The following is a 22,397-nucleotide window of genomic DNA, read 5'->3' on the forward strand; positions in this document are numbered from 1 at the left end:
GCATGACGAATAATCCGCTCGCCACCGTCGCCAAGGGCATCTGGTGGGCCGTGCTTCTCCGCGGTATCTTCGCCGTGATCTTCGGCATCATCGCCATCGCTGCCCCGGGCGCCGCGCTGACAGGCATCGTGATCGTGTTCGCCGCCTACGCCATCGTCGATGGTGTGACGGCGGTCGCGCACGCCCTGCAGATGCGCGTTCCGGGCAGCGGCTGGGGATGGCTGGTCTTCCAGGGCGCCGTCTCGATCATCGCGGGGCTGGTGGCTCTCGTCGTGCCGGCTCTCGCCGGGCTCGTCGGCGGCCTGTTCGCCCTGTGGACGATCGTGATCTACGCGGTGGTGCATGGTGCCATCGGACTCCGATCCGCCGCAGGATTGCACCATGGTCGGGGCAGGACGATCGGAATCGTATCCGGTGTGCTGACCCTGGTGTTCGGCATCCTGCTCGCCATCGTCACTCTCGTGACCCCCGGTGCCACCGTGCTGAGCCTCGTCTGGATCGTCGGCGTCTACGCGATCATCTTCGGTGTGATGTTCATCGTCGTCGCGGTTCACCTGCGACGCGGCGCCGCCGGACTGATCGCCCCGCGAGACGGTGCTAGGACTTCATCCTGACTCCTAGTCGACCTCGGGCGGGCGGATCACGTCGATCCGGCCCGTGAAGAGGTTCGCTCTGTCCACCGCATCGGGATCGCCCGAGAAGAGACCACCCGTTCCCGGGTTCGGCTCGGGGTCGAGCGAGGGACGGCGCATGTCGGCGTCCTTCGTGTCCTGCACACGCACGCGGGGAAGCGAGACGGGGCTCTGCTCGTGCAACCAGGTCACGAGCTCCTCTCGCACGAAGCAGCGCAGGTCGAAGAGCGTGGGAGCGTCGACCGCGCTCACCAGGATGCGGATCCGCACGTAGCCTCCCACCGCATCCGTCACCTGCAGCACCTTCACCCGCTCGTCCCAGAGCGGGGTGCGTGACAGGACCCGGTCGAGCTCCTCTCTCATGTGCTGCGGAGTGACCCGCCAATCGAGGTCGAACTCGACGGAGCCGAGGAGTTCGGAGTTGCGCCGCGTCCAGTTCTGGTAGGGCTTCGAGGTGAAGTACGTCGAGGGCAGAATCATGCGCCGGTCGTCCCAGATGTGGACGACGACGTAGGTGAGGGTGATCTCCTCCACTCGGCCCCACTCGCCTTCGACGATCACGACATCATCGACGCGGATCGCGTCGCTGAAGGCCAACTGCATTCCCGAGAACACATTGGAGAGACTCGACTGGACTGCGAGGCCCGCGATGATCGAGAGCAGTCCAGCAGACGCGAGAAGGCTGGCACCGAAGGTCTGAGCACCGGGAAAGGAGAGGAGGACGGCGCCGAGAGCGACCACCACCACGACCACGATGCTGAGCCGCTTGAGAATGAGCACCTGCGTGCGCACCCGCCGAGCGACACGGTTGTCGGGAGTGTCGATGCGATAGCGCGCGAGCCCGAGATTCTCGAGGAACACGATGATCGCGCCGACCAGCCACGCGACGGTGACGATGGTGAGGATCCGCATCACAAGGCCGAGGGCGGAGGCGAGCTGTTGATCTGTCACGGTGATGACCAATGACGCCCAGACGAAGCCCACGACGAGGGCAGCCCTGAACGGCCTCCGTGCGGTGTCTATCAATTGCCCCGCCCATGGCCGGCGGCGAGCGGTGACTCGGAACACGATCGCGGTGACGACGACGATGACGACGGCGGCCGCCACCGCGATGAGCGCACCGAGGATGCTTCGCACGACCTCGGACTGCAGGATATCGGTGAGCATTCGTGTTCCCCTTTTGATGGTGCGACCGGGATGTGGCTGATCGGGCCGAATGACCTCATCCATGCTCGCAAGCCGGGCCGTGCAGGCCAAATCCTCCGCGGTGCGCGCGATCGTTACTCTTGAATTCTCCCCGCTTGTCCAATGCCCGAGAAAGGCCGCGCTTCGTCATGTTCGATCTGCTCGACGTCTTCCAGGCCACGGCCTTCTCCGTCTTCGGCGAGGACGTGACCGTCATCGAGGTGATCGGATTCGTCACGGGGGCACTCTGTGTGTGGGCCGTCACGCGTCAATTCGTGTGGAACTGGCCGGTCGGTATCGCGAACAACGTCGCGTTTCTGATCCTGTTCGTGGGCGCCGGCCTCTACGCCGATGCCGTTCTGCAGGTGATCTTCGCTGCGATCGCCGTGTACGGGTGGGTTCTCTGGACACGCCGGACGTCGAGCACGTCCCGGACGGTCGTCGAGATACGTCGAGCCACGCGGGGCGAGCGGTACTGGGGGCTCGGAGGCACGGTTGCGCTCACCGCAGCCGCGGCGCTGCTCCTGGGTGCAGCGACGGATTCGAACGTGCCCCTGCCTGACGCCTTCGTCTTGGCGGCTTCTCTCTTGGCGACGTGGGGGCAGGCCCGGAAGATCATCGAACAGTGGTGGGTCTGGATCGTCGTCGATGCGGTGTCGATTCCTCTCTACGCCTCGAAAGGCCTCTGGCTCACCGCGATCTTGTACACCGGTTTCCTCGCGCTGTGCATCGACGGCCTCCGTCGATGGAGGATCGAGTTGCGGCGAGGTTCAGCAGAGCGCGGCTCGAGCGATGTCGCCGATCGTCGGGTGTCGGCCACGTGACGACGCGCACCGGCCTGATCATCGGCAAGTTCTACCCCCCTCACCTCGGGCACCTGGCCCTAATCGAGCGCGCCGCCAGAGAATCCGACCGGCTGGTGGTGCTGGTGATGGCGACGCAGATCGAGACCATCCCGCTCCAGCGCCGCGTGGCCTGGCTGACCGACGCGACGAGGCACCTGACGAGTGTGACGATTCTCGGCGTGCTCGACGACGCGCCCGTGCACTACGAGAGCGAGATCGCCTGGGTGGCCCACCAGGAGGTCACCGTCGCCGCTCTTCGCAACGCCGGGATCGACGCGATCGATGTGGTCTTCAGCTCGGAGAACTACGGACGAGAGTTGGCCACCCGGCTATCGGCTGAGCATGTGCTCGATGACCCCGAACGGCGTCGCGTTCCGATGAGCGGAACCGCGGCGAGAGAGAACCTCGCCGAACGCTGGACTCAGATCGTCGAACCGGCACGTCTCGAGCTCGCGACTCGCATCGTCGTCATCGGCGCCGAGTCGACCGGCACCACGACCCTCGCTGAGGCACTCCGACGCCACTACCGTACTCGGCCGGGCTTCGAGCGAATCGCCGACGTCGACGAGTACGGTCGGCGCTTCACCTATGAGCTGCACGCCCGCGCCATGGCGGAGGCCCGGGCGACCGGCGAGCCGGTTCCGGCAGTCGACGACCTCGTCTGGCTGCCCGAGCATTTCGCGCACATCGCCAGGGAGCAGACACGCATGGAGCACGCGGCCGCCGTCGACTGTGCCCTCGTGATCGCCGATACCGATGCTTTCGCCACTTCGTTATGGGAGCGCCGCTATGTCGGCACGCACAGCCATGCGGCGCTCGACGCGGCGACGACGGATCTCCCCCGTCGCGATCTCTATCTCGTGACCGATCATGTCGACGTGCCGTTCGATCAGGACGGCTGGAGAGACGGCGAGCACATACGCCCCGAGATGACCCGATGGATCATCGACGGTCTGACCGCCCGCGGTCTCCCCTGGGTCCTTCTCCGAGGCGCCCACCAGGTTCGCCTCGATTACTCGGTCGAAGTCGTCGATGCGCTCCTCGCTCGCAATTCGACCTTCACCTCTCCCGCGTGGGCCGATGCGACCAGCCTCGCCCACGACGAAGCCTGATGATCCCCCATTCACAGTCTTCATCCAGCCCGCTCGTGACAGGTTGTAGCTACAACCGAAAAATCCGACCGAATCGAGAGACGTGACCCCGCCGCCCGAAGACGCCCGAGCATCCGACCGCCCTCAGAAGTTGACGGAGAAGCAGCAGCGCGCCGCGGATCGTGACGCCAAGCTCGCGGCATTCCGCCAGGCGCAGGCTCGACAGAAACGCAATCGCGTGATCGGCATCGTCACGGGATCTGTGGCAGCCGTCGCGGTCATCGGACTCCTGATCGGATTCGTCGTCACCTCGGCGACTCCTAAGCCCGATCCGTCGACTATCGCCATCGAAGGCTTGCAGACCTACCCGGGGCTCACCGCGAACCACGTCACGACGCCTGTCGACTACCCCCAGAATCCTCCGGTCGGCGGCGACCACGCTGCCGCCTGGCTGAACTGCGGCGTCTACGCTGAGCCCGTGCCGAACGAGAACGCCGTGCACGCGCTCGAACACGGTGCCGTCTGGCTCGCGTACGACCCCGCGCAGCTCGACGCCGAGGGTGTCGACGCTCTCCGCTCCGAGCTGCCCGATTCCTACATCGTGGTATCCCCCGTCGAGGGACTCGATTCCCCCATCGTCGCCAGCGCGTGGGGTGCCCAGGTCGCCCTCGACAATCCCTCAGATGTGCGCCTCGGATCGTTCCTCGACAGATTCTGGCGTTCGAACGACGCTCCGGAACCCGGAGCCGCCTGCACGGGCGGCATCAACGCGCCGGGCCGCGTGGCGTGACCGCCATGGAGCGCGCGAGCGGGAATGGTCGTTGGCGCCTCATCGCAGCCGGCGCCATCGCGGGCGCGCTCGTTCTCACGGTAGGTCTGGCCGGGGGCTGGATGCTCGCCGCTCGGGGCGCCGACCCGACCTCGTCGAGTGTCGAGGCCGGTTTCGCTCGTGACATGCAGACGCATCACGATCAAGCCGTCGAGATGGCTCTCATCATTCGGGATCGCACCGATGACCCCGACATCCGAAGCTTGGCATACGACATCGCGACCAGCCAGGCTCAGCAGTCGGGTCAGATGTACGCATGGCTGAACGATTGGGGCGTTCCCCAGGCCCGTCCCGGCGAGATCATGGAGTGGATGTCTGCTCCGACGCTGGCAGGTGGTGCCGGACAGGGCCACGACCATAAAACACCGGCCACGACCGATTCCGTCTCGCCCGAGCAGACCTCCTCCTCATCCGTCGCCATGCCGGGCATGGCGAGCGAATCCGATCTCGAGCGGCTGCGCGCAGCGAACGGGGCCGAGGCCGAGTCGCTCTTTCTGAGCCTGATGATCGCTCATCATCGTGGTGGTGTCGGCATGGCCGACGCGGTCCTCGAGCGAAGCACGCATCCGCTCGTCACGACGCTCGCCCGCGCGATCGTGTTCGCTCAGTCCGGCGAGATCGAGTACATGAAGAGTCTTCTCGCGATCCGCTCATCGTGATCTCGGCGGACGCCGACGGTCACTCCGCGGTTCGCTGAGCCCAGGCGGCGGCGATTTCGCCGAGGTGCCGGGATGCTTCTCTCAGCACATCGGGTCGCGCCGAATACCGCAGTTCACGGCCTACCCGCTTCGACGACACCAATCCGGCGGCGTCGAGGGCGGCGAGGTGCTTGGCGATGGCCTGCCGACTGACCGGAACCGATTCGGCGAGGGCCGACGCCGAGAGTTCGGCGCCCGCCACCCTGCCGAGAATCTGCCATCTCGTGGCCTCGCCGAGTGCCGAGCAGACCTGCCTCAGATGTTCGAGATCGTGGGCCACGAAGCACTCCTTCGACGAGATCGACAGTGGGTGTCGCCAGTCTAGGGCAACCCGGGGGTTGCGACGGAGAGGGTCAGTACCAGTTCACCGACTGCGAGTGCGACCAGGCAGCGCAGGGCGTTCCGTAGCCACGCTTGATGTAGTCCAGTCCCCAGCTCACCTGCGTAGCCGCGTTCGTCTCCCAGTCGGAGCCGGCCGAGGCCATCTTGCTTCCCGGAAGAGCCTGAGGGATTCCTGCCGCTCCGCTCGATGCGTTCTCGGCCTGGTAGTTCCAGCCGGATTCCTTCGTCCAGAGCGAGACCAGGCACGAGAACTGGTCGTCGCCCCAGCCGTACTTCGAGGCGGCGAGAGACTGGGCGGTCGCCTTCGCACCCGCCACGGTGTTGCCCGCGGCCAGAGCCTCGGCGGCAGCGGCCTCCGCTGCGGCAGCCGCCTCGGCGGCAGCCTGGTCGGCCTGACTGGCGGCCGCCTGCACGTTCGCCTTCGCCTCAGAGGCCTGTTTCATCAGCGACAAGACCGTGTCCCTGTCGAGGGTCTGATACGACGCCAGCGACGCCACCGTGGTCGACAGCGGGGTCGTGTCGACCTTGTTCTGAACGGATGCGATCACCTGGTTCGCGTCGTCGATGGTCGCCTTGGCCTTCTGGTCGGTCTGCGCCTTGGCGATGGTCGCGTAGACGCCCAACTGCTCGTGCTGCAGGCCGGTGCCGCTCGACAGCTGCGCTGTCGCCGCGGCGCGTTCGGCCGACGCGGAGTTGGACTGGACGATGAGACCTGTGCCGACGAGCGAGCCTGCGACGGCCACGATGGCGGTCGCGGCGAGGTACCGCTTGCGGGTGGTCTGCCGGCGGTTCTTCGCCAGCTCACGTCGAGTAGACGCAGTTCGGGTGGAAACGGATTGTGGAGCCTGGTGCATGTCGTCCAATGGATCTACGACCGGCACGCCGAAAACGAGCGCGCTCGTGGCAGGTGCTCGCGTTGCCCCGTGGTTCTCTGTCTGTCCGGAGGGGACGAGGCCATCATCGCAACCGGGTAAGCGGGGGCGCGGCCTCGTGGCGTGACGATCGGTGTCGGGTGCGCCCGCGGCCTGATCCTGCGCGCGGGCGAAGCCGACAGTATGCGAAGCCACCCTGAGATTTCTCGGTTAAACCTCTGTGCAAGACGTGCATGGCGTTTCTCGAGCGACCTGTTCTCGGGAACGCGGACGTGGCATTCTGAGTGTGCAGACGAAGGAGATCATCGATGTCACAGAACGAATCCGCGGCTCGCCCCGGCGCCGACGAAGAGTATCCGGACGCCGCCGGCTACCCCGACGGGACGGGAACGCTCGACGAGGGCACTGCAGGCACACCGGGCGCCGACCGTGCGGCGGATGCAGAGGGAGTCGAACTCGAGGACTTCGCTCTGGCAGACGAAGAAGACGTCGAGAACTGACTCACGTGCCCGACGGTCGCGCTTCGTGCCCGCGTCGACCGTGAGTGCGCCTGTCTTCCTTCATCTCCGCTTCGAAGAGGTGGCGGCGCCCGTCGGCGAGCAGCGCTCGAGCAGATGCCTCCGCCTGACGGAAGGCGGAGTAGTACCCGTCGTCGTAGTCCTCGACGATCTGAAACGTCCACCGGCCCTCGATGACGTTTCGACCGACGAGTTCCTCGTTCAGCTCTGAGGCGATCTCGTCGTGCCCTGCTGCACGGAGAAGGTCGACGGCCTCACCCAAGGCCAGATCGGCCGCTCCGGTCAGACGGTGAAAGGCGTACAGCTGGCCTCGTGCGTGCTCGACGGTCTCGAGTGCCTCCGACAACTTGCCCAGGGCCTCGACCGTGGCGTCGTCGACCCCGTCGGGTCGTCGGTGACTGTTGTCGGGCGTATCGTCGTTCGTCATTCCTCCATGGTAGGGACGCCGTCTCGCCCTACATGGGGCTTGCCCTCCATCCCGGCAAGGGGTTGGCTGCACGTCGACGGCGGAGCAGGATCGTTGCTATGGCACATCCTCCCGCTCCCTCGCCCATGCTCGCGAAGGCCGTCACCTCTCTTCCCGACCCGGCCAGCGTCGTCGGCGGTCTCGGCTACGAGCCCAAGTGGGACGGGTTCCGCGGAATAGTGTCGTTCGACGGAGAATCCGTCGAGATCTCCAGCCGCGGAGCCAAGTCCCTCACCCGATATTTCCCGGAACTCGTCGAGGCGTTCGGCTCTCAGCTCACGGAGCCCTGTGTCATCGATGGAGAGATCGTCGTGCGTCGAGGTTCCGCCGGGGCGGAACGGCTCGACTGGGATGCGCTCTCGCAACGGATCCACCCGGCCGCGAGCCGCATCCGGAGCCTCGCAGAGGAGACACCGGCGAGCTTCATCGCCTTCGATCTGATCGACCGCGACAGAGAATCGCTGCTCGAGACACCTTTCGCCGATCGTCGAGGCTCACTCGAGCAGCTGCTCAGTACGGCCGTCGCGCCCCTTCACCTCAGCCAACTCACGCTCTCTGTCGAGGTCGCCCGGCGCTGGCTCGTCGACTTCGAGGGGGCCGGGCTCGACGGTGTCGTGGCCAAGCCCTTGTCGGCCGCGTATGCCCCAGGCAAGCGCGTCATGCTCAAGGTGAAGCATCACCGCACGGCCGATGTGGTCGCACTGGGCTATCGCGTGCACGCGAGCGGCGAGGGCGTGGGCTCCCTTCTCCTCGGGCTCTACGACCACACGGGCGAGCTCCGGAGCGTCGGTGGCGCATCGGCCTTCACCGCCGCCCGACGCCTCGAGCTCGTCGCCGAGCTCGACCATGCCGTCATGCGGAGCGCCGATGGCGCGGTTGTGAGGGGCGAAGGCGAACGCAGCCGGTTCTCGTCGGGCAAAGACGTGTCCTTCATACGGCTTGAGCCCACGATGGTGGCGGAGGTGCGTTACGACCAGATGGAAGGCTCTCGATTCCGTCACACGGTGCAGTTCTACCGCTGGCGCCCCGATCGGGACGCCAGCTCGTGCACCTTCGACCAGCTCGAGACGCCCGTGGCCTACGACCTCGGAGACGTCCTCTCGTAGCGGCGGCCCGCTCGGACGGTGACGATCGTCGCACCGAGGAGCAGGGTGAGGGCTGACGCGATCACCAGCGGAACGGTTTCGCTCGATCCCGTGGCGGCGAGCGCCGGCTGGGGTTTCGGAGCGGGCGCAGGTGCAGTCGGCGGGCCGGGCGTCTCATCGACGGGCGCGGCGACACCGTTGATCAGAACGGTGTCATTCGCGAGCGATGCCGTGGCGAAGGCGATCGCGCGCGACATGATCCCCAACGCCTCCTGGTTGATGTTGGCGAGGTCATCACCGGCCTGGTGATAATTCTGATCGTGGGTCTCGCCGGCGATGCCACCGAACAGAGCGACCTCTTCCTCGGTCTTCACGTCGTCGGCACCCGTGAACAGGCCCGACGCGGGAATGTCGTTGTCGATGAAGGCCTGGTAGTCGCTTCTGCCGTCGAACGACGTTCCGACGAACGGCTGGCCGATAGACGTGAAGTAGTTCTCGAAGACGTCCTCGGTCTCGGCGGACCCTTCCGGGATCTCCACGTCGGCAGGCACGCTCGATTCATCGGCGTCATAGGTTCCGATGATGTAGTTGGGCGAACCGACCATGTCAAAGTTGAGGTAGGTCGCGATTCGGCCGAGCGCATCAGGGTCGTTCACGGCGAGGTCGTCCACGTAGTGAGTCGATCCGACGAGCCCGAGTTCTTCAGCGCCCCACCAGGCGAAGCGCACCATGTTGTTGAGCTCGCCCTGCTTCGCGAGCTGCACGGCGACCTCGAGGAGTGTGGCCGAGCCGCTTCCGTTGTCGTTGATCCCCGGCCCCTCCGGAACACTGTCGAGGTGGGCGCCGAGCATCACGACGTTGTCGGGGCGCCCTGTGCCGGTCTCGGCGATGACGTTGAATGTGGAGACGGTATCCACGGTCTGCTCGAGCGCTACGGAGATGGGGACGGGCCCTTCTCCGATTTCGGCGAGGAGCGCGGCTCCTCTGTCTGCCTCGATGCCGAAGGTCGGCACGGTACCCGCGGTCACCTCACCGAACGTGCCGTTCAGCGGTCCCGGTTCCGAGTTGTAGATGAGGACGGCCCGCGCGCCTGCCGCGGCGGCCACGAGAGACTTCTCGGTGAACGAGCAGACTCCCCGGCTCACCACGGCGATCCGGTCCGTAGCCGAGACGCCCGCCCACTCGTCGGCGGTGCAGCCCGTACTCACGGTGGGTGCGACCGCATCGAAGGTGATCGACGGGGTGCCCGGTGTGTAGGTCATGGGGATCGCCTGCTCCGCGGTCAGCGTCTCGCCGTCGACCGCGACCGACTGCGACACGATGGTCTGCGTCGTGACATCGAAGACCTGTCTCGTCGTGACGTAGCCCGCCTCTTGGAGGACACTCTCCACGTACTGGCCGCTGGCCTCATAGCCAGGGCTGCCGGCGGACCTGTTGCCGCCGTTGCCGGGGGCGTCGGCGATGCTCTGCAGAGCACCGAGGCGCTCCATGATCGCCTCGACGGTGACCGTGTCGGCGAACTCGAGCGGCGGGGCGGCCCACGCCCCCGAAGAGCCGCCCCACACCATCGCGCCGGTGAGCGCTGTAGCGGCGACTCCGGCAAGGGCGGAGCGCGAAAATGTACGTCGTTGTGTCATCGGAAAATCCCCCCGGATCTGGCCCCGCTGGATTCGCTGGGGCCGGTTGCGCCAGCCTATGGAGACAGCCGCGTGCCCCCAAGAGGGGGTATCGGGTTGTTACCCGATCTTTACACCGACGAGACGCGTCACGGCTGCTTCTTCGCCCTGCTCGGCTGCACCCGCGGCGGCTCTCCCGGCATCTTGGGATAGTCGGGAGGAAAGGGCAGCTCGCCCAGACCGCTCTCGATGTCGCGCGCCCACCACTCCAGGAGAACCTCGATGGAGCCGGGCGACGACTGCATCTGCGCCCACGGGTCTCCGGTCGTCGACAGGCGCTCGGGCACGGTCAGGATCGTGAAAGCCGTCGGGTCGGCCGCGTCGAGTTCGCTCCAGGCGAGGGGACACGAGACCGGTGCGTGGGCGAGCGCTCGTGGACTGTAGGCACCGGCCATCGTTCGATCGCGATTGGCCTGGTTGTAGTCGACGAACATGCGTTCACCGCGCTCCTCTTTCCACCAGTTGGTGGTGACCTGGCGTGGCATGCGCCGTTCCAGTTCTCGGGCCGCGGCGATCACCGCGTGCCTGACGTCGAGAAACTCGTGATCGGGTCGAATGGGCGCGAACACGTGCAGCCCGCGATTTCCCGAGGTCTTGATGAATGCCTCCAGCCCCGCCTCGGCAAGGACGGCCCGCAACTCGAGCGCCACGGGTTTCGCATCGTCGAAGTCGGTGCCCGGTTGAGGATCGAGGTCGATGCGCAACTGGTCGGGAAAGTCGCTCGATGTGGCGCGCGACGCCCACGGGTGGAACACGATGGTGTTCATCTGCGCGGCCCAGACGGCCGCCGCGGGCTCATCGAGCACGAGTTGCGGATGCGTTCGACCGCTCGGGTAGACCACCATCTCACTGCGTACATAGTCGGGTGCGCCCTTCGGAGGGTTCTTCGAGAAGAACTGCTCGCCGTCTATGCCGCCGGAGAATCGCTGCAATGACACGGGTCGATCGCCGTTCGCGGCGATGAAGGCCTCACCGACGGCGACGAGATAGTGCGCCAGATCGAGCTTGGTGATGCCGGGCTCCGGCCAGATCACCCGGGAAGGGCTGGAGATCCGCACCTCCCGATCGCCGTGAGGGCCGGGAACAGTGATGCTTGCCGCTTCGCTCGCCATAGGGGCAGGCTACTCGTCCGGGCGGCGGGGAGTCACTCCCCCGCCGCCCGAACGACGTGATGGCTACTCGGCCGTCAGCGAGTCGACGTAGTCGCGGTTCTCCGAGATCCACTTCTCGACGACGGGGCCGAAGTCCTGGCCGTCGTAGTCGACGAACATGGCCTTCTCGAGCGAGTACAGCTGCTCGAGGTCCATCTTGTAGTCGCCGATCCACTTCGCGGCCTGCGGGAACTCCTTCGCGAAGTCCGACTGCGCGAACGCGTGCAGGCTCTCCACGGACGCGAGCGTTCCCTCGGGGTCCTCGAGGGTCTTGATCGGCAGATCGGAGTATGCCCAGTGCGGTTCCCACAGGGTCACGACGATGTTCTCGTCCTTGTCGGTCGCGCTCTTGAGCTCGGTCAGCATCGCGGCCGTCGAACTCGTCACATATTCCATGTCCTCGAGACCGTAGGCGGGGATGACCCGCTCGGTGGTGGCCTTCGTGAGGCCGGCTCCTGGCTCGATACCCACGATCCGGTTGTCGAACTTGTCGGCGTTGTCTGCCAGTTCGGCCAGCGAGTCGATGGGGGCGTCCTCGTTGACCGCGATGGTCAGCTTGGATTCGTTGTTCCATGCCCCGATGTCGACGATGTCATCGCCGTACTCGTCGAGGTATGACGCGTGGGTGTCGGGCAGCCAGACGTCGAGGGTGAGGTCGTAGTCGCCGGTCGACAGGCCGGAGAAGACCGGTGCGACGTCGGCGTACTCGAGTTCGACGTCGTAGCCCTTCTCATCGAGGATGGCCTTCCACAGTTCCGAGGCGGCGATGCCCTCGTCCCAGCCGTTGAAGACGGCGAGGCTGAGTTCCTTCTTGTCGTCGTTGCCGTCTCCGACGGTCTCGGCCTCGACGGCCGCGCAGCCTCCGAACGCGAGGACTCCCGCGGTCGAGAGGGCGAGCAGAGACATGATGCGGGTGCTGTTCTTCATGAGTGTTCCTGTTCTGGGCGACCGGATGGGCCACCCGTCGGGTGAGAGAGGTGTGCGAGCCGCCGCCGGTCAGACGAGGGCCGGGTCGGCGCGCTCCGGCGCCGGTTCGGTGTGGTGCTCTGGCGCCGCGGGCGCGGCCGAGGCGCGTCGTCGTGCGGCACGGGCCCCCAGCATCCGGCCGAGCACCGTGTCGCCGTCACCGAGCGCGCCGGTCAGACGATCGAGGAAGATCGCGAGGATGACCACGGAGAGGCCCGCCTCGAAGCCCAATGCGACGTCGATCCGGTTGAGGCTCGCGACGACCTGAGCACCGAGTCCCCCGGCACCGACCATGCCCGCGATGACGACCATCGAGAGCGAGAGCATGATCACCTGGTTGACGCCGGCCATGATCGTGGGACGGGCAAGGGGCAACTGAATCTGCCTGAGGATGCGCCAGCGCGATGCGCCGAAAGCCTGACCGGCCTCGACGATCTCCTTGTCGACACCACGGATGCCCAGCTCCGTCAGTCTCACACCGGGGGCGAGGGCGAAGATGACGGTCGCCACGATTCCCGGAACGACACCGACGCGAAAGAGGATGAGCGCGGGGATCAGGTAGACGAAGGCGGGCATCGTCTGCATGAAGTCGAGAACCGGGCGGATGATCCTCGACGCCACCGACGAGGTTGCGGCCCAGATGCCCAACGGGATGCTGACCACGATCGCCAGCACACTCGCGACGAGAACAAGCGCGAGCGTATCCATCGCGTTCTCCCACTGATCCACGCTCACGATGACGAGCAGGCCGACGGCGGTGCCGAGTGCGAACTTCCAGCCTCGGGCGAAGTATCCGAGAATGGCGGCGATCAGGATCACCGCCCAGAAGGGCGGCGACGCGAGCAGCAGGTCGACCACATCGTATGCGGCCAGGAATATGGCGCGAACCACATCGAATGCCCCACCGAAGGTGTCGGTGACGTACGAGATGAACCCGGCGACCCAGGTTCCGAGGTCGAGACGGAAGTCGCTCATAGGACAGCCCCTTCCGTCGTGGGCTCGCGGAGAGTCTCCGCGATGACCTCCATCGTCAGGGTCGTCGGCGGAAGCTGCACGGGGACATCTCCCGTGCCGGTCGACACATTGCCGAGCGCGGCAAGCAGGGTCACGCGAGGGATGACACCCAGCAGCCGTCCGTCGTCGCCGACGACCGCGATCGGGAGGTCGCTGCCGACGGATGGCTCGACCAAGTCGACGAGATGTGCGTCGGTGGGGACGACGGTGGCCTCATGACGAAGGATCGCCTCGAGGTCGTTCTGGTTTGACTTGACCTGACGAAGCACGTCGCGGTCGCGCACGACCCCTGCGAGGCTGCGGTCCCGTCGTGTGACGAAGACGGCGGAGGTCTGGAGGTCGCGCATGATGCGGAGAGCGGCGCGCGGTCCGGCCGACAGGGGGATGACTGCTTTCGCCTGTTCCATCACGCTCGAGGCAGTGAGCACTCGGGCCCGGTCGACGTCCTGCACGAACTGGGCGACGTAGTCGTTCGCCGGATCCGTGAGGATCTCTTCCGGCGTACCGATCTGCACGATGCGACCGTCGCGCATGACCGCGATCCTGTCGCCGAGGAACATCGCCTCGTTCAGGTCGTGGGTGATGAAGACGATGGTCTTGCCGAGCTTCTGCTGCAGCTCGATGAGCTGCTCCTGCATCTCGCGGCGAATCAGCGGATCGAGGGCTGAGAACGCCTCATCCATGAGCAGGACATCAGTATCGGCGGCGAGAGCGCGGGCCAGACCGACGCGCTGCTGCATGCCGCCCGAGAGTTCGCCGGGCAGGGAGTCGGCCCAGCCGTCGAGACCGACGGTCGTGACCATGTCACGGGCGCGCTGAGTGCGCTCGGCCTTGGACACGCCCTGGATCTCGAGGCCGTAGGCGATGTTGTCGATGACGGTGCGGTGGGGAAGCAGCGCGAAGTGCTGGAACACCATCGACACCTTCTGGCGACGGACCTCGCGCAGCTTGGCCTTCGGCACGCCCGTGATGGGAGAGCCGCCGATGGTCACGCTGCCGCTGCTGGCGTCGAGCAGTCCGTTGAGCATGCGGATGAGCGTCGACTTGCCAGAGCCGGACAGGCCCATGACCACGAAGATCTCGCCGGGTTGTACGTCGAAGGACGCGTCGATGACGGCGGCTGTTCCGAGAGACGACAGCTCCGCTCTGGTACTGCCGGCCTTCAGCCTGTCGACGATGTCGGATGATCGGCGACCGAATGCCTTGTAGAGGTGTTCGGCCTTCAATGCCGGGGTTGTCAGTGTCACGTGAGGAATCTCCATCACGACTGGCAGCGCAGCGCAGCTTAAAGGCGGTCGCCAGACGTGTTCCGTACTCGCAGACGGGTTGCCGTGATCGCTCTCGACGCATCAAACAGCGCGGGCGGAAGCCACCGAGAGTCGCTGTCACGGCTTACCGTACGAACCCACGGCAAGTGGCCTGAGGGTGCGCGTCTTGGGGGTGATTGGCCAATGGACCGGGCACAACGGTAACAGCTATCCGATGCCCGTTGAAACTCATGCCACCCTCGAACGGGGGTATTCTGCTCGAGATGGCACGAACGATACGCCGCGATCCGCTACACGACAGCGATTGCGAACGATGCCGTTTCGTTACCTTCGGGTAACGTGTGGACCATGGATGCACACGGAGAGAATCCCCGCACGAACGTTCTCTCCATCGTGACGCTCGTCACGAGCATCCTCGGCTTCGCCATCGTGCCGATCATCCTCGGGCACGTCTCGATCGCGCAGATCAGACGCACCCGGGAACAGGGTCGCGTCATGGCGATCATCGGGCTCGTCATCGGCTACCTCACTCTGCTCGGTTACCTGATCGCGATCACCGTCACCGTGATCATCTTCATCACCCATGGAATGTCCGGGGCCTGAGAGTCGTTGAGTGAACAGGATGGCTAGCTCCAAGCACCATCCGAGAACTCGAAACGAAAGCTGTCACACCATGTCGATTCCGCTGTCCATTCTCGATCTCGCCCCCATCGCACCCGGCCAGACCGCGCGCGAGAGCTTCGAGGGCAGCGTCGCCCTCGCCCAGGCGGCCGAACGCACGGGATACCGTCGGGTCTGGTACGCCGAGCACCACAACATGGCCAGCATCGCGTCGTCCGCAACGAGCGTTCTGATCGGGTACGTCGCGGCGCACACGTCGTCGATCAGGCTCGGGTCGGGTGGGGTGATGCTTCCGAACCACTCGCCTCTCACCGTCGCCGAACAGTTCGGTACCCTCGAGACGCTCTACCCGGGGCGCATCGACCTGGGCCTGGGGCGCGCACCCGGAAGCGATCAGAATACGATGCGCGCTCTCCGTCGTGACCCCATGTCGGCGGAATCCTTTCCCCAGGACGTGGTCGAACTCCAGGGATTCCTGAGCGGCGACTCGCGCATCCCGGGCGTGCAAGCCGTGCCCCGCGCTCGCGGCATCGTGCCGCTCTACATCCTCGGCTCGTCTCTCTTCGGCGCGCAGCTCGCAGCGCAGCTCGGGCTGCCCTACGCGTTCGCGTCGCATTTCGCGCCCGACGCGCTGCACGAGGCCGTCGCCGCATATCGCGGCGGATTCCGACCCTCGGAGCAACTCGCCGAGCCGCACGTCATCGCGGGAGTCAATGTCGTGGCATCCGACGATCACGATGACGCGGTCGAGCAGGCCGCGACGACGCGGCGCGCCCGAGTGCGCGGCATGATCTCCCGAGGCCCCGCGACCCCCGATTACAGCGACGCTCAGATCGACGAGTTCCTCACCACGCCGAACGGTCGCCAGCTCGCCTCGATGATGACCTACTCCGCAGTGGGCACCCCCTCAGAGGTGCGGGACTACCTCGAGGACTTCGCTCGCCACTCGCAGGCCGACGAATTGATCATCGCGCACCAGTCCCCCGAGTTGCGCGGGCGGCTTCGTTCTATCGAACTCACGGCCGAAGCGATGAACAGGGTGTCCGTCTAGCCGATCGCACGTCGATCACCAGGTGCCGGCGGGAGATTCGATCACCGGCACCGGGGCATACGACCAGTGGCCACCGTTCGCGTAGTGGCTCGTGGCCCAGGGAGACGCCCAAATCGCCTGCTCGATCTGGGCAGTGGGAGCCGACGAGGAGAAGCCGGCGACGATAGCGGAATAGCCCGGGTTGCCGTGCAGCGCCTCGGCCGCATTCTCGGCGGCGATGACGAGGTTGTCGTAGCTTCCCAGACCGCTGTTGCCCCCGGATCCCCAGCCGTTGTTCAGCGGGTTGTTTCGGTTCCACCAGTCGTCGGGGCCGTTCTCCTGCCTCATCCATCGCATCATGACCGTGATGTTGTCGTCGGTGCGCGGAAAGTCGCCGAGCAGCAGCACGAGCTCTGCCCAATCGCGGTTCGTGCTCCCCTTGGCCAGACCCTGAACCCCGGCCACCGTGGCGAACGAATCACGCGTGACGGATGCCTGGCTGAGCCCAGCGGGCAGGTCCAGCACCTGCTCCGAAGCCGAGTATCCAGACGCGGAGCTCGCGGCCGCCAGGTCATCCTGAGCCGGTGCAGGCGGAGGAGCAAGCGCCGTCAGCGAGGCGAGAGCGAGAACCGCAGCGCCCGCGGCGACGCCGAGGACGCGACGCGTCACTCGTGAGCGTCGGGAGGCGGGCCGGGCGACCGGCCTCGACGGGGGCTGGTGATAGCTGTTCATGGCGACTACGCCAACTGTACGCTCGGATCATGCAGCAGCACTTCGCACGAGAGGACATTTTCGCCGTGTGCGACGCGCTGCCGGCCACGCGCGACGAGAATCCTTTCGGGCCTGAGACGAGCGTGTACAAGGTCGTCGGCAAGGTGTTCGCCATCACGAACCTCGACGGCGAGCCTGTCACGGTGACGCTGAAGGCAGATCCGCCGCACGCCGAGGCGTTGGTCAGGGACTACGGATGGATCACCCCCGGTTACCACATGAACAAGCGTCACTGGGTGACCGTGACCATCGGCCCCGACGTCGATCCCCAGCTCGTCACAGACCTGATCGTGAACTCGTACGAGCTCGTCGTCGCAGGGCTCCCCCGCGACAAACGGCCCGCCTGACGCCCGCGCCCACTCGTTGGGCTACCGTTGGAGGATGGCATCCTCTACAATTTCCGGCCCGACCGAGGCCGACACCGCGCAGGTCGAGCAGACATTCTCCGATCTCGGGCTCGACGACGCGGTTCTCAAGGCACTCAAAGACGTGGGTTATGAGACCCCGTCCGCGATCCAGGCCGCAACGATCCCCCTTCTTCTCGACGGCCGCGACGTCGTCGGACTCGCCCAGACGGGTACCGGCAAGACCGCGGCGTTCGCCCTGCCGATTCTGTCGCGCCTCGATCTCGCGCAAAAGACCCCTCAGGCCCTCGTCCTGGCACCCACCCGTGAACTCGCCCTGCAGGTCTGCGAAGCGTTCGAGAAGTACGCCTCACACCTGCGGGGAGTTCACGTGCTGCCTGTATACGGCGGCCAAGGCTACGGCGTGCAGCTCTCCGCTTTGCGCCGCGGCGTGCATATCGTCGTCGGCACGCCCGGTCGCATCATGGACCACCTCGAAAAGGGCACGCTCGACCTCTCGCAGCTGAAGTACCTGGTTCTCGACGAGGCCGACGAAATGCTCAAGATGGGCTTCGCCGAAGACGTCGAGACGATCCTCGCGGACACGCCCGAAGACAAGCAGGTCGCTCTGTTCTCCGCGACGATGCCCTCCCAGATCCGGCGTATCTCGGCCAAGTACCTGCACGACCCCGAAGAGATCACGGTCAAGAACAAGACCACGACGTCGGTCAACACGACGCAGCGCTACTTGATCGTGTCGTACCCCCAGAAGGTCGACGCTCTGACACGCATTCTCGAGACCGAGAACTTCGAGGGGATGATCGTCTTCACCCGCACGAAGAACGAGACAGAGACACTCGCAGAGAAGCTGCGCGCTCGCGGCTACTCCGCAGCGGCCATCAACGGCGACATCGTCCAGGCTCAGCGTGAGCGAACCGTCAACCAGCTCAAGTCGGGCAAGCTCGACATCCTGGTCGCGACCGATGTCGCCGCGCGCGGTCTCGACGTCGAGCGCATCAGCCACGTCGTCAACTTCGACATCCCCATCGACACCGAGTCGTATGTGCACCGCATCGGCCGTACGGGGCGAGCGGGGCGCACCGGCGACGCGATCAGCTTCGTCACCCCGCGTGAGCGCCGGATGCTCACGGCCATCGAGAAGGCGACCCGCCAGCCGCTGACAGAGATGAAGCTGCCGAGCGTCGACGATGTGAACGCGACGCGCCTCACGCGCTTCGATGACGCGATCACCGCCGCCCTCAGCCAGCCGGAGCAGATCCAGCAGTTCAGAGACATCGTCGGACACTACGTGGAGCACCACGACGTACCCGAGGCCGACGTGGCCGCGGCGCTCGCCGTGGTCGCGCAGGGCGACACTCCCCTGCTGCTCGACCCCGAGCCGGTGCGCACGCCGCGATTCGAGCGCGATTCGCGGGAGCGGCCCGAGCGAAACGATCGGTTCCGCGACGACCGTCCCGCTCGCGCCGAGCGAGGAACCCACGGCGACAAATGGGAGCGCCCCGAGCGCGGCGATCGCCCCGACCGTGCGCCGCGCAGCTCCGGTGGACCCAAGACCACCTACCGCATCGCGGTCGGCAAGCGGCAGAAGGTCGAGCCCCGGCAGATCGTGGGTGCCATCGCCAACGAGGGCGGCCTGAACCGCGGAGACTTCGGTGCCATCCAGATTAGGCCCGACTTCTCGCTGGTCGAACTGCCGAGCGACCTGCCCGGCGACGTGCTCGACCGCCTTCAGAACACCCGCATCAGCGGCAAGCTGATCGAGCTGCGCCCTGATCGCGCAGGTAACTCGGCCAAGCGCGAAGATCGACCGCGCTACGGCCGCGACTGAGCGAACCCTGCCGCTGTCGCCCCCGGCTACTGCTTCGTGGTCTTCTCGATACTCATCACGAGAACGACACGATCCGCAGAGTCGGGCGGCGGCGTCTGCGCCGGGTTGCCGTAGCGCTTGCCCAGCACGACATAGAACGCGCCCGTGGGGTCGGGTTCGACGGCGATGAGACGCCCGCGCACTTCGAGATATCTGAACGGTTCATCGGGATCGATGACCGACAGGCTCATCGAGGAGTTGTGCTGGAGGTTTCTGAACTTGGCCCTCTTCGTGGTGTGCGTGAACCTCAGCGTGTCTCCGTCGCGCAGGAACCACATCGGATTCACCTGCACCGTATCGTCGGGTCGAACCGTTCCTAGATGACCGTAGTTCGGGTTCTCGAGCAGCTCCGCGTAGCCGGTGGGGATGATGTCAGTCATGTCCTCATCCAAGCACGCGCGGACATCAGGGCGCCTGAGAATGTCGGCTGCCCGAGCAGCACCCCGGCGAGGATGATCATGACTCCCACGGCTTGCCTGAGCGTGAGGAGCTCGCCGGCGACGAGCGTTCCGAGCAGCACCCCGGTTACCGGGTTCAACAGACCGATCAGTCCCACCGTTCCCGCGCCGAGATGCCGCAGGCCGGTGAACCAGGCGACGAACGCCACCGCCGTGCCGACAATCGAGATGTAGCCGTAGGCGAGCATGATCGTGACATCCATCGTCGGCGGCGCACCCTCGACGATGACGGCGACGGGGGCGAGAAGCACACCGGCTGCGATGAGCTGCCAGGCGGTCGACGAGAGCGCGTCGACATCGTCCCCCCACCTCTTCGCCAGCACGTAGCCGAGCGACGACATCAGCAGGGCAGAGACGGATGCCGCGACGCCGCCGGGATTCACAGCCTGGGCTCCGGTCAGCAGCAGAAGAGCGACACCGAGGATGCCGATGGCCGACGCGATGACCTGGACGACACGCGGTCGCGCGCCGAGAATGGCCCAGGCGAGCATCAGCATGACCACCGGCCCGGCCGCCATGACCGTCGACGCGATGCTCGTCGGTAAGAGCTGCGCGGCAAGGTAGACAAGCACGAAGAACGCGCCCATATTGAGCGTGCCCAGGACCACCGACTTCCACCACCACGATCCTCTCGGCCGCCGCCGAGCCAGCAAAAGAAGGAGTATTCCGGCCGGTAGCGCTCGAATGAGGGCGCCGTACAGCGGGTACCCGTCGGGCAGGAATTCCCGAGTGACGAAGTAGGTAGTGCCCCAGGCGATCGGAGCGATCGCCGTGAGCAGGGCCCACGAGCCTGGCCCGTTTCGATCGCTCATCGATGATTTAGCTTCCATGGAAGCTAGTATAGCTTCCACGGAAGGTAAGATGGGGATCATGTCAGTAGGCCAGCCGCTCCCCACCCACGATCATGTGGCCCGCATCCAGCAGGAGTGGGCTCGTGAGCGACCCGATGTCGACGTGAGGCCACAGGGAGTCATCGGGCGTGTGCATCGCCTGGGTATGCACCTGACCGACTCCATCCTCGAGGTGTACGCGAAGCACGATCTGGGCGAGGGCGAGTTCGATGTGCTCGCCGCTCTCCGTCGCGCGGGCGCCCCCTACGAACGTGTGCCGGGCGAGCTTGCCGCTCACACCATGGTCACTACGGGAGCGATCACCAAACGGGTCGACCGCCTCGAGCGCGCCGGGCTCGTCGCCCGACGAGTCAGCGAGCACGACAGCCGTTCTCGGGTGGTGGCTCTCACGGAGGCCGGCCGAGAGGTCATCGATAGAGCATTCACCGAGCACATGGAGAACGAGCGGCGATTGCTCGACGGGCTCACGGATGAGCAACTCGCCCAGCTCGAATCGTTGCTGACCACGTGGCTGGCGCACTTCGAGGCATAGACGCCCGGCGGACGCCGCCGGACGCCGACTAGCACAGTCTCGCGCCCAGCCCGAGCACGGGAACGGCGGGAGATAATCAAGTATGCCTACAGTGAATGCGTTCGCCGCGACCTCCGCCAGCGAACCCCTGTCCCGAACCACCATCGAGCGCCGAGACGTCGGCGCGAAAGACGTCTTGATCGAGATCGCCTACTCCGGCATCTGCCACTCCGACATCCACACCGTCCGCGGCGAGTGGGGTGACATCACGTATCCGCAGGTTGTCGGTCACGAGATCGTCGGAACCGTCACCGAGGTCGGCTCAGAGGTCACTCTGCACAAGGTCGGCGACCGCGTCGGCGTGGGCTGCATGGTCAACTCGTGCCGCGAATGCGAGAACTGCCTCGCCGGCGAGGAGCAGTACTGCCTCAACGGGAACACCGGCACCTACGCCTCCGTCGACCGCGACGGCTCGATCACCCAAGGCGGCTACTCGACCCACATCGTGGTCGTCGAGGACTTCGTGCTGCGCGTGCCGGAGGCCATTCCGTTCGAGAAGGCCGCGCCGCTGTTGTGCGCCGGTGTCACCACGTACTCTCCCCTCGCTCATTGGAAGGTCGGGCCCGGATCGCGGGTAGCCGTCGTCGGCATGGGCGGACTCGGCCACATGGCCGTGAAGATCGCCCATGCCATGGGCGCGGAGGTCACGGTGCTGTCTCAGAGCCTCAGCAAGCAGGAGGACGGCCTGCGCCTCGGCGCCGACCACTACTACGCCACGAGCGATCCCGAGACCTTCGACAAGCTCAAGAACACCTTCGACCTCATCGTCAACTCGGTCAGCGCGAAAATCGACATCAACGCCTACCTCTCGCTGCTCCGTCTCGACGGAACGCTGGTGAGCGTGGGAGCCCCGCCCGAGCCCCTGCCGGTTCAGGTCTTCAGCCTGTTCGGCAACCGCCGCTCGTTCGCCGGCTCCGGCATCGGCAGCATCCGCGAGACCCAGGAGATGCTCGACTTCTGCGCGGAGCACGACATCGCACCCGAGACGGAACTCGTCGGCGCCGACGACATCAACGAGGCGTACGAGCGGGTCCTGGCCTCAGACGTGCGCTACCGCTTCGTGATCGACGTGTCGACGCTGGGCTGATCGACGCCACCGGCGACTGACGAATGCCCGACACTCCTCCGCGCGATCGGGAGGGGGTCGGGCATTTGTTCTGCCACGGCAGAACACAAGCGGTCCTCCCCAGGCGAGGGACGGCTCCATTTCTCCCCCGTCGAGTTA

At 65.9% G+C, this 22,397-nt stretch carries 25 protein-coding genes; 13 read left to right on the forward strand and 12 right to left on the reverse strand.

Annotated elements, in window-relative coordinates; translation table 11 throughout:
* Positions 1-2: 2 nt before the first annotated feature.
* Positions 3-614 (forward strand): HdeD family acid-resistance protein, encoded by a 612-nt coding sequence (locus tag ASE64_RS14175; protein ID WP_055781705.1) that lies wholly within the window; start codon positions 3-5, stop codon positions 612-614.
* Between the two features lie 3 nt (positions 615-617).
* On the opposite strand, the gene ASE64_RS14180 is transcribed toward ASE64_RS14175, so the two are convergent.
* Complete coding sequence (locus tag ASE64_RS14180) at positions 618-1,799, reverse strand: mechanosensitive ion channel family protein (RefSeq protein ID WP_055781708.1); 1,182 nt, start codon at positions 1,797-1,799, stop codon at positions 618-620.
* Positions 1,800-1,966: 167 nt separating this feature from the next.
* Here ASE64_RS14180 and pnuC point away from each other — a divergent pair, with 167 nt between their 5' ends.
* From pnuC to ASE64_RS14200, 4 genes are all read left to right on the forward strand, one after another.
* Positions 1,967-2,641, forward strand: a complete 675-nt coding sequence (gene pnuC / locus ASE64_RS14185; protein WP_055781712.1) for a nicotinamide riboside transporter PnuC — start codon at positions 1,967-1,969, stop codon at positions 2,639-2,641.
* Entirely contained in the window at positions 2,638-3,774 is a 1,137-nt protein-coding gene (locus tag ASE64_RS14190; protein ID WP_055781714.1) for an AAA family ATPase, read from the forward strand. Before pnuC ends, ASE64_RS14190 begins: the two co-directional genes overlap by 4 nt.
* A gap of 82 nt (positions 3,775-3,856) precedes the next feature.
* Complete coding sequence (locus ASE64_RS14195; protein WP_082466318.1) at positions 3,857-4,543, forward strand: DUF3105 domain-containing protein; 687 nt, start codon at positions 3,857-3,859, stop codon at positions 4,541-4,543.
* 5 nt (positions 4,544-4,548) lie between these two features.
* Positions 4,549-5,241, forward strand: a complete 693-nt coding sequence (locus tag ASE64_RS14200; protein ID WP_055781718.1) for a DUF305 domain-containing protein — start codon at positions 4,549-4,551, stop codon at positions 5,239-5,241.
* Between the two features lie 19 nt (positions 5,242-5,260).
* Here the strand turns inward: ASE64_RS14200 and ASE64_RS14205 are convergent, their stop codons facing one another.
* Positions 5,261-5,560 (reverse strand): ArsR/SmtB family transcription factor, encoded by a 300-nt coding sequence (locus ASE64_RS14205; RefSeq protein ID WP_055781721.1) that lies wholly within the window; start codon positions 5,558-5,560, stop codon positions 5,261-5,263.
* 73 nt (positions 5,561-5,633) lie between these two features.
* Positions 5,634-6,476 (reverse strand): hypothetical protein, encoded by an 843-nt coding sequence (locus ASE64_RS17220; protein WP_082466379.1) that lies wholly within the window; start codon positions 6,474-6,476, stop codon positions 5,634-5,636.
* A gap of 326 nt (positions 6,477-6,802) precedes the next feature.
* Between ASE64_RS17220 and ASE64_RS14215 the strand changes: the two genes are divergently transcribed.
* Positions 6,803-6,994, forward strand: a complete 192-nt coding sequence (locus tag ASE64_RS14215) for a hypothetical protein (protein ID WP_055781724.1) — start codon at positions 6,803-6,805, stop codon at positions 6,992-6,994.
* 1 nt (position 6,995) lies between these two features.
* Here the strand turns inward: ASE64_RS14215 and ASE64_RS14220 are convergent, their stop codons facing one another.
* A complete protein-coding gene (locus tag ASE64_RS14220) occupies positions 6,996-7,439 on the reverse strand; it encodes a hypothetical protein (RefSeq protein WP_055781727.1) in 444 nt (147 codons plus the stop codon).
* Positions 7,440-7,537: 98 nt separating this feature from the next.
* Here ASE64_RS14220 and ASE64_RS14225 point away from each other — a divergent pair, with 98 nt between their 5' ends.
* Positions 7,538-8,584, forward strand: a complete 1,047-nt coding sequence (locus ASE64_RS14225; protein WP_055781729.1) for an ATP-dependent DNA ligase — start codon at positions 7,538-7,540, stop codon at positions 8,582-8,584.
* Here the strand turns inward: ASE64_RS14225 and ASE64_RS14230 are convergent.
* The 5 genes from ASE64_RS14230 to ASE64_RS14250 form a co-directional block, all read right to left on the reverse strand.
* A complete protein-coding gene (locus tag ASE64_RS14230; RefSeq protein WP_082466320.1) occupies positions 8,557-10,200 on the reverse strand; it encodes a M28 family peptidase in 1,644 nt (547 codons plus the stop codon). The two genes, ASE64_RS14225 and ASE64_RS14230, sit on opposite strands and share 28 nt — an antisense overlap.
* Positions 10,201-10,328: 128 nt before the next feature.
* Positions 10,329-11,351 (reverse strand): non-homologous end-joining DNA ligase, encoded by a 1,023-nt coding sequence (gene ligD / locus ASE64_RS14235; RefSeq protein WP_055781732.1) that lies wholly within the window; start codon positions 11,349-11,351, stop codon positions 10,329-10,331.
* A 63-nt stretch (positions 11,352-11,414) separates the two neighbouring features.
* Positions 11,415-12,317 carry a glycine betaine ABC transporter substrate-binding protein gene (locus ASE64_RS14240; RefSeq protein ID WP_055781735.1) on the reverse strand — a complete coding sequence of 301 codons (903 nt, stop codon included), beginning with the start codon at positions 12,315-12,317 and terminating at the stop codon, positions 11,415-11,417.
* Between the two features lie 69 nt (positions 12,318-12,386).
* Positions 12,387-13,331 carry an ABC transporter permease gene (locus tag ASE64_RS14245; RefSeq protein WP_082466322.1) on the reverse strand — a complete coding sequence of 315 codons (945 nt, stop codon included), beginning with the start codon at positions 13,329-13,331 and terminating at the stop codon, positions 12,387-12,389.
* A complete protein-coding gene (locus ASE64_RS14250) occupies positions 13,328-14,632 on the reverse strand; it encodes a quaternary amine ABC transporter ATP-binding protein (protein WP_200920247.1) in 1,305 nt (434 codons plus the stop codon). Before ASE64_RS14250 ends, ASE64_RS14245 begins: the two co-directional genes overlap by 4 nt.
* 354 nt (positions 14,633-14,986) lie before the next feature.
* On the opposite strand from ASE64_RS14250, the gene ASE64_RS14255 reads away from it, so the two are divergent.
* Both ASE64_RS14255 and ASE64_RS14260 read left to right on the forward strand, forming a co-directional pair.
* Positions 14,987-15,241, forward strand: coding sequence for a DUF4190 domain-containing protein (locus tag ASE64_RS14255; RefSeq protein WP_055781738.1), 255 nt, complete (start codon positions 14,987-14,989; stop codon positions 15,239-15,241).
* A 70-nt stretch (positions 15,242-15,311) separates the two neighbouring features.
* Positions 15,312-16,310, forward strand: coding sequence for an LLM class flavin-dependent oxidoreductase (locus ASE64_RS14260; protein WP_055781740.1), 999 nt, complete (start codon positions 15,312-15,314; stop codon positions 16,308-16,310).
* Between the two features lie 15 nt (positions 16,311-16,325).
* Here the strand turns inward: ASE64_RS14260 and ASE64_RS14265 are convergent, their stop codons facing one another.
* Positions 16,326-16,958: a hypothetical protein gene (locus tag ASE64_RS14265; protein ID WP_055781743.1), complete on the reverse strand. Its 633-nt coding sequence runs from the start codon at positions 16,956-16,958 to the stop codon at positions 16,326-16,328.
* A 92-nt stretch (positions 16,959-17,050) separates the two neighbouring features.
* On the opposite strand from ASE64_RS14265, the gene ASE64_RS14270 reads away from it, so the two are divergent.
* The gene (locus ASE64_RS14270; RefSeq protein WP_082466324.1) at positions 17,051-17,407 is read left to right on the forward strand and encodes an MmcQ/YjbR family DNA-binding protein; all 357 of its coding nucleotides are present in this window, start codon (positions 17,051-17,053) and stop codon (positions 17,405-17,407) included.
* Positions 17,408-17,441: 34 nt separating this feature from the next.
* Entirely contained in the window at positions 17,442-19,253 is a 1,812-nt protein-coding gene (locus ASE64_RS14275) for a DEAD/DEAH box helicase (protein ID WP_055781745.1), read from the forward strand.
* Positions 19,254-19,279: 26 nt separating this feature from the next.
* Here the strand turns inward: ASE64_RS14275 and ASE64_RS14280 are convergent, their stop codons facing one another.
* Positions 19,280-19,672, reverse strand: coding sequence for a PPOX class F420-dependent oxidoreductase (locus ASE64_RS14280; RefSeq protein WP_055781748.1), 393 nt, complete (start codon positions 19,670-19,672; stop codon positions 19,280-19,282).
* Positions 19,669-20,580: a DMT family transporter gene (locus tag ASE64_RS14285; protein ID WP_235480627.1), complete on the reverse strand. Its 912-nt coding sequence runs from the start codon at positions 20,578-20,580 to the stop codon at positions 19,669-19,671. Before ASE64_RS14285 ends, ASE64_RS14280 begins: the two co-directional genes overlap by 4 nt.
* A 40-nt stretch (positions 20,581-20,620) precedes the next feature.
* On the opposite strand from ASE64_RS14285, the gene ASE64_RS14290 reads away from it, so the two are divergent.
* Both ASE64_RS14290 and ASE64_RS14295 read left to right on the forward strand, forming a co-directional pair.
* Positions 20,621-21,133 (forward strand): MarR family winged helix-turn-helix transcriptional regulator, encoded by a 513-nt coding sequence (locus ASE64_RS14290; protein ID WP_055782127.1) that lies wholly within the window; start codon positions 20,621-20,623, stop codon positions 21,131-21,133.
* Between the two features lie 82 nt (positions 21,134-21,215).
* Positions 21,216-22,259, forward strand: coding sequence for an NAD(P)-dependent alcohol dehydrogenase (locus tag ASE64_RS14295; protein WP_055781754.1), 1,044 nt, complete (start codon positions 21,216-21,218; stop codon positions 22,257-22,259).
* The last annotated feature ends 138 nt before the right edge of the window (positions 22,260-22,397 follow it).

Source organism: Agreia sp. Leaf210 (assembly GCF_001421485.1).
Classification (GTDB): domain Bacteria; phylum Actinomycetota; class Actinomycetes; order Actinomycetales; family Microbacteriaceae; genus Agreia.

Coding starts and splice junctions, on each gene's coding strand:
- ASE64_RS14260 (WP_055781740.1), top strand. CDS start 15,312: ATGTCGATTCCGCTGTCCATTCTCGATCTCGCCCCCATCGCACCCGGC.
- ASE64_RS14270 (WP_082466324.1), top strand. CDS start 17,051: ATGCAGCAGCACTTCGCACGAGAGGACATTTTCGCCGTGTGCGACGCG.
- ASE64_RS14245 (WP_082466322.1), bottom strand. CDS start 13,331: ATGAGCGACTTCCGTCTCGACCTCGGAACCTGGGTCGCCGGGTTCATC.
- ASE64_RS14200 (WP_055781718.1), top strand. CDS start 4,549: ATGGAGCGCGCGAGCGGGAATGGTCGTTGGCGCCTCATCGCAGCCGGC.
- ASE64_RS14180 (WP_055781708.1), bottom strand. CDS start 1,799: ATGCTCACCGATATCCTGCAGTCCGAGGTCGTGCGAAGCATCCTCGGT.
- ASE64_RS14230 (WP_082466320.1), bottom strand. CDS start 10,200: ATGACACAACGACGTACATTTTCGCGCTCCGCCCTTGCCGGAGTCGCC.
- ASE64_RS14175 (WP_055781705.1), top strand. CDS start 3: ATGACGAATAATCCGCTCGCCACCGTCGCCAAGGGCATCTGGTGGGCC.
- ASE64_RS14215 (WP_055781724.1), top strand. CDS start 6,803: ATGTCACAGAACGAATCCGCGGCTCGCCCCGGCGCCGACGAAGAGTAT.
- ASE64_RS14280 (WP_055781748.1), bottom strand. CDS start 19,672: ATGACTGACATCATCCCCACCGGCTACGCGGAGCTGCTCGAGAACCCG.
- ASE64_RS14240 (WP_055781735.1), bottom strand. CDS start 12,317: ATGAAGAACAGCACCCGCATCATGTCTCTGCTCGCCCTCTCGACCGCG.
- ASE64_RS14290 (WP_055782127.1), top strand. CDS start 20,621: ATGTCAGTAGGCCAGCCGCTCCCCACCCACGATCATGTGGCCCGCATC.
- ASE64_RS14275 (WP_055781745.1), top strand. CDS start 17,442: ATGGCATCCTCTACAATTTCCGGCCCGACCGAGGCCGACACCGCGCAG.
- ligD (WP_055781732.1), bottom strand. CDS start 11,351: ATGGCGAGCGAAGCGGCAAGCATCACTGTTCCCGGCCCTCACGGCGAT.
- ASE64_RS14255 (WP_055781738.1), top strand. CDS start 14,987: ATGGATGCACACGGAGAGAATCCCCGCACGAACGTTCTCTCCATCGTG.
- ASE64_RS14295 (WP_055781754.1), top strand. CDS start 21,216: ATGCCTACAGTGAATGCGTTCGCCGCGACCTCCGCCAGCGAACCCCTG.
- ASE64_RS14285 (WP_235480627.1), bottom strand. CDS start 20,580: ATGGAAGCTAAATCATCGATGAGCGATCGAAACGGGCCAGGCTCGTGG.
- pnuC (WP_055781712.1), top strand. CDS start 1,967: ATGTTCGATCTGCTCGACGTCTTCCAGGCCACGGCCTTCTCCGTCTTC.
- ASE64_RS17220 (WP_082466379.1), bottom strand. CDS start 6,476: ATGCACCAGGCTCCACAATCCGTTTCCACCCGAACTGCGTCTACTCGA.
- ASE64_RS14250 (WP_200920247.1), bottom strand. CDS start 14,632: ATGGAGATTCCTCACGTGACACTGACAACCCCGGCATTGAAGGCCGAA.
- ASE64_RS14225 (WP_055781729.1), top strand. CDS start 7,538: ATGGCACATCCTCCCGCTCCCTCGCCCATGCTCGCGAAGGCCGTCACC.
- ASE64_RS14220 (WP_055781727.1), bottom strand. CDS start 7,439: ATGACGAACGACGATACGCCCGACAACAGTCACCGACGACCCGACGGG.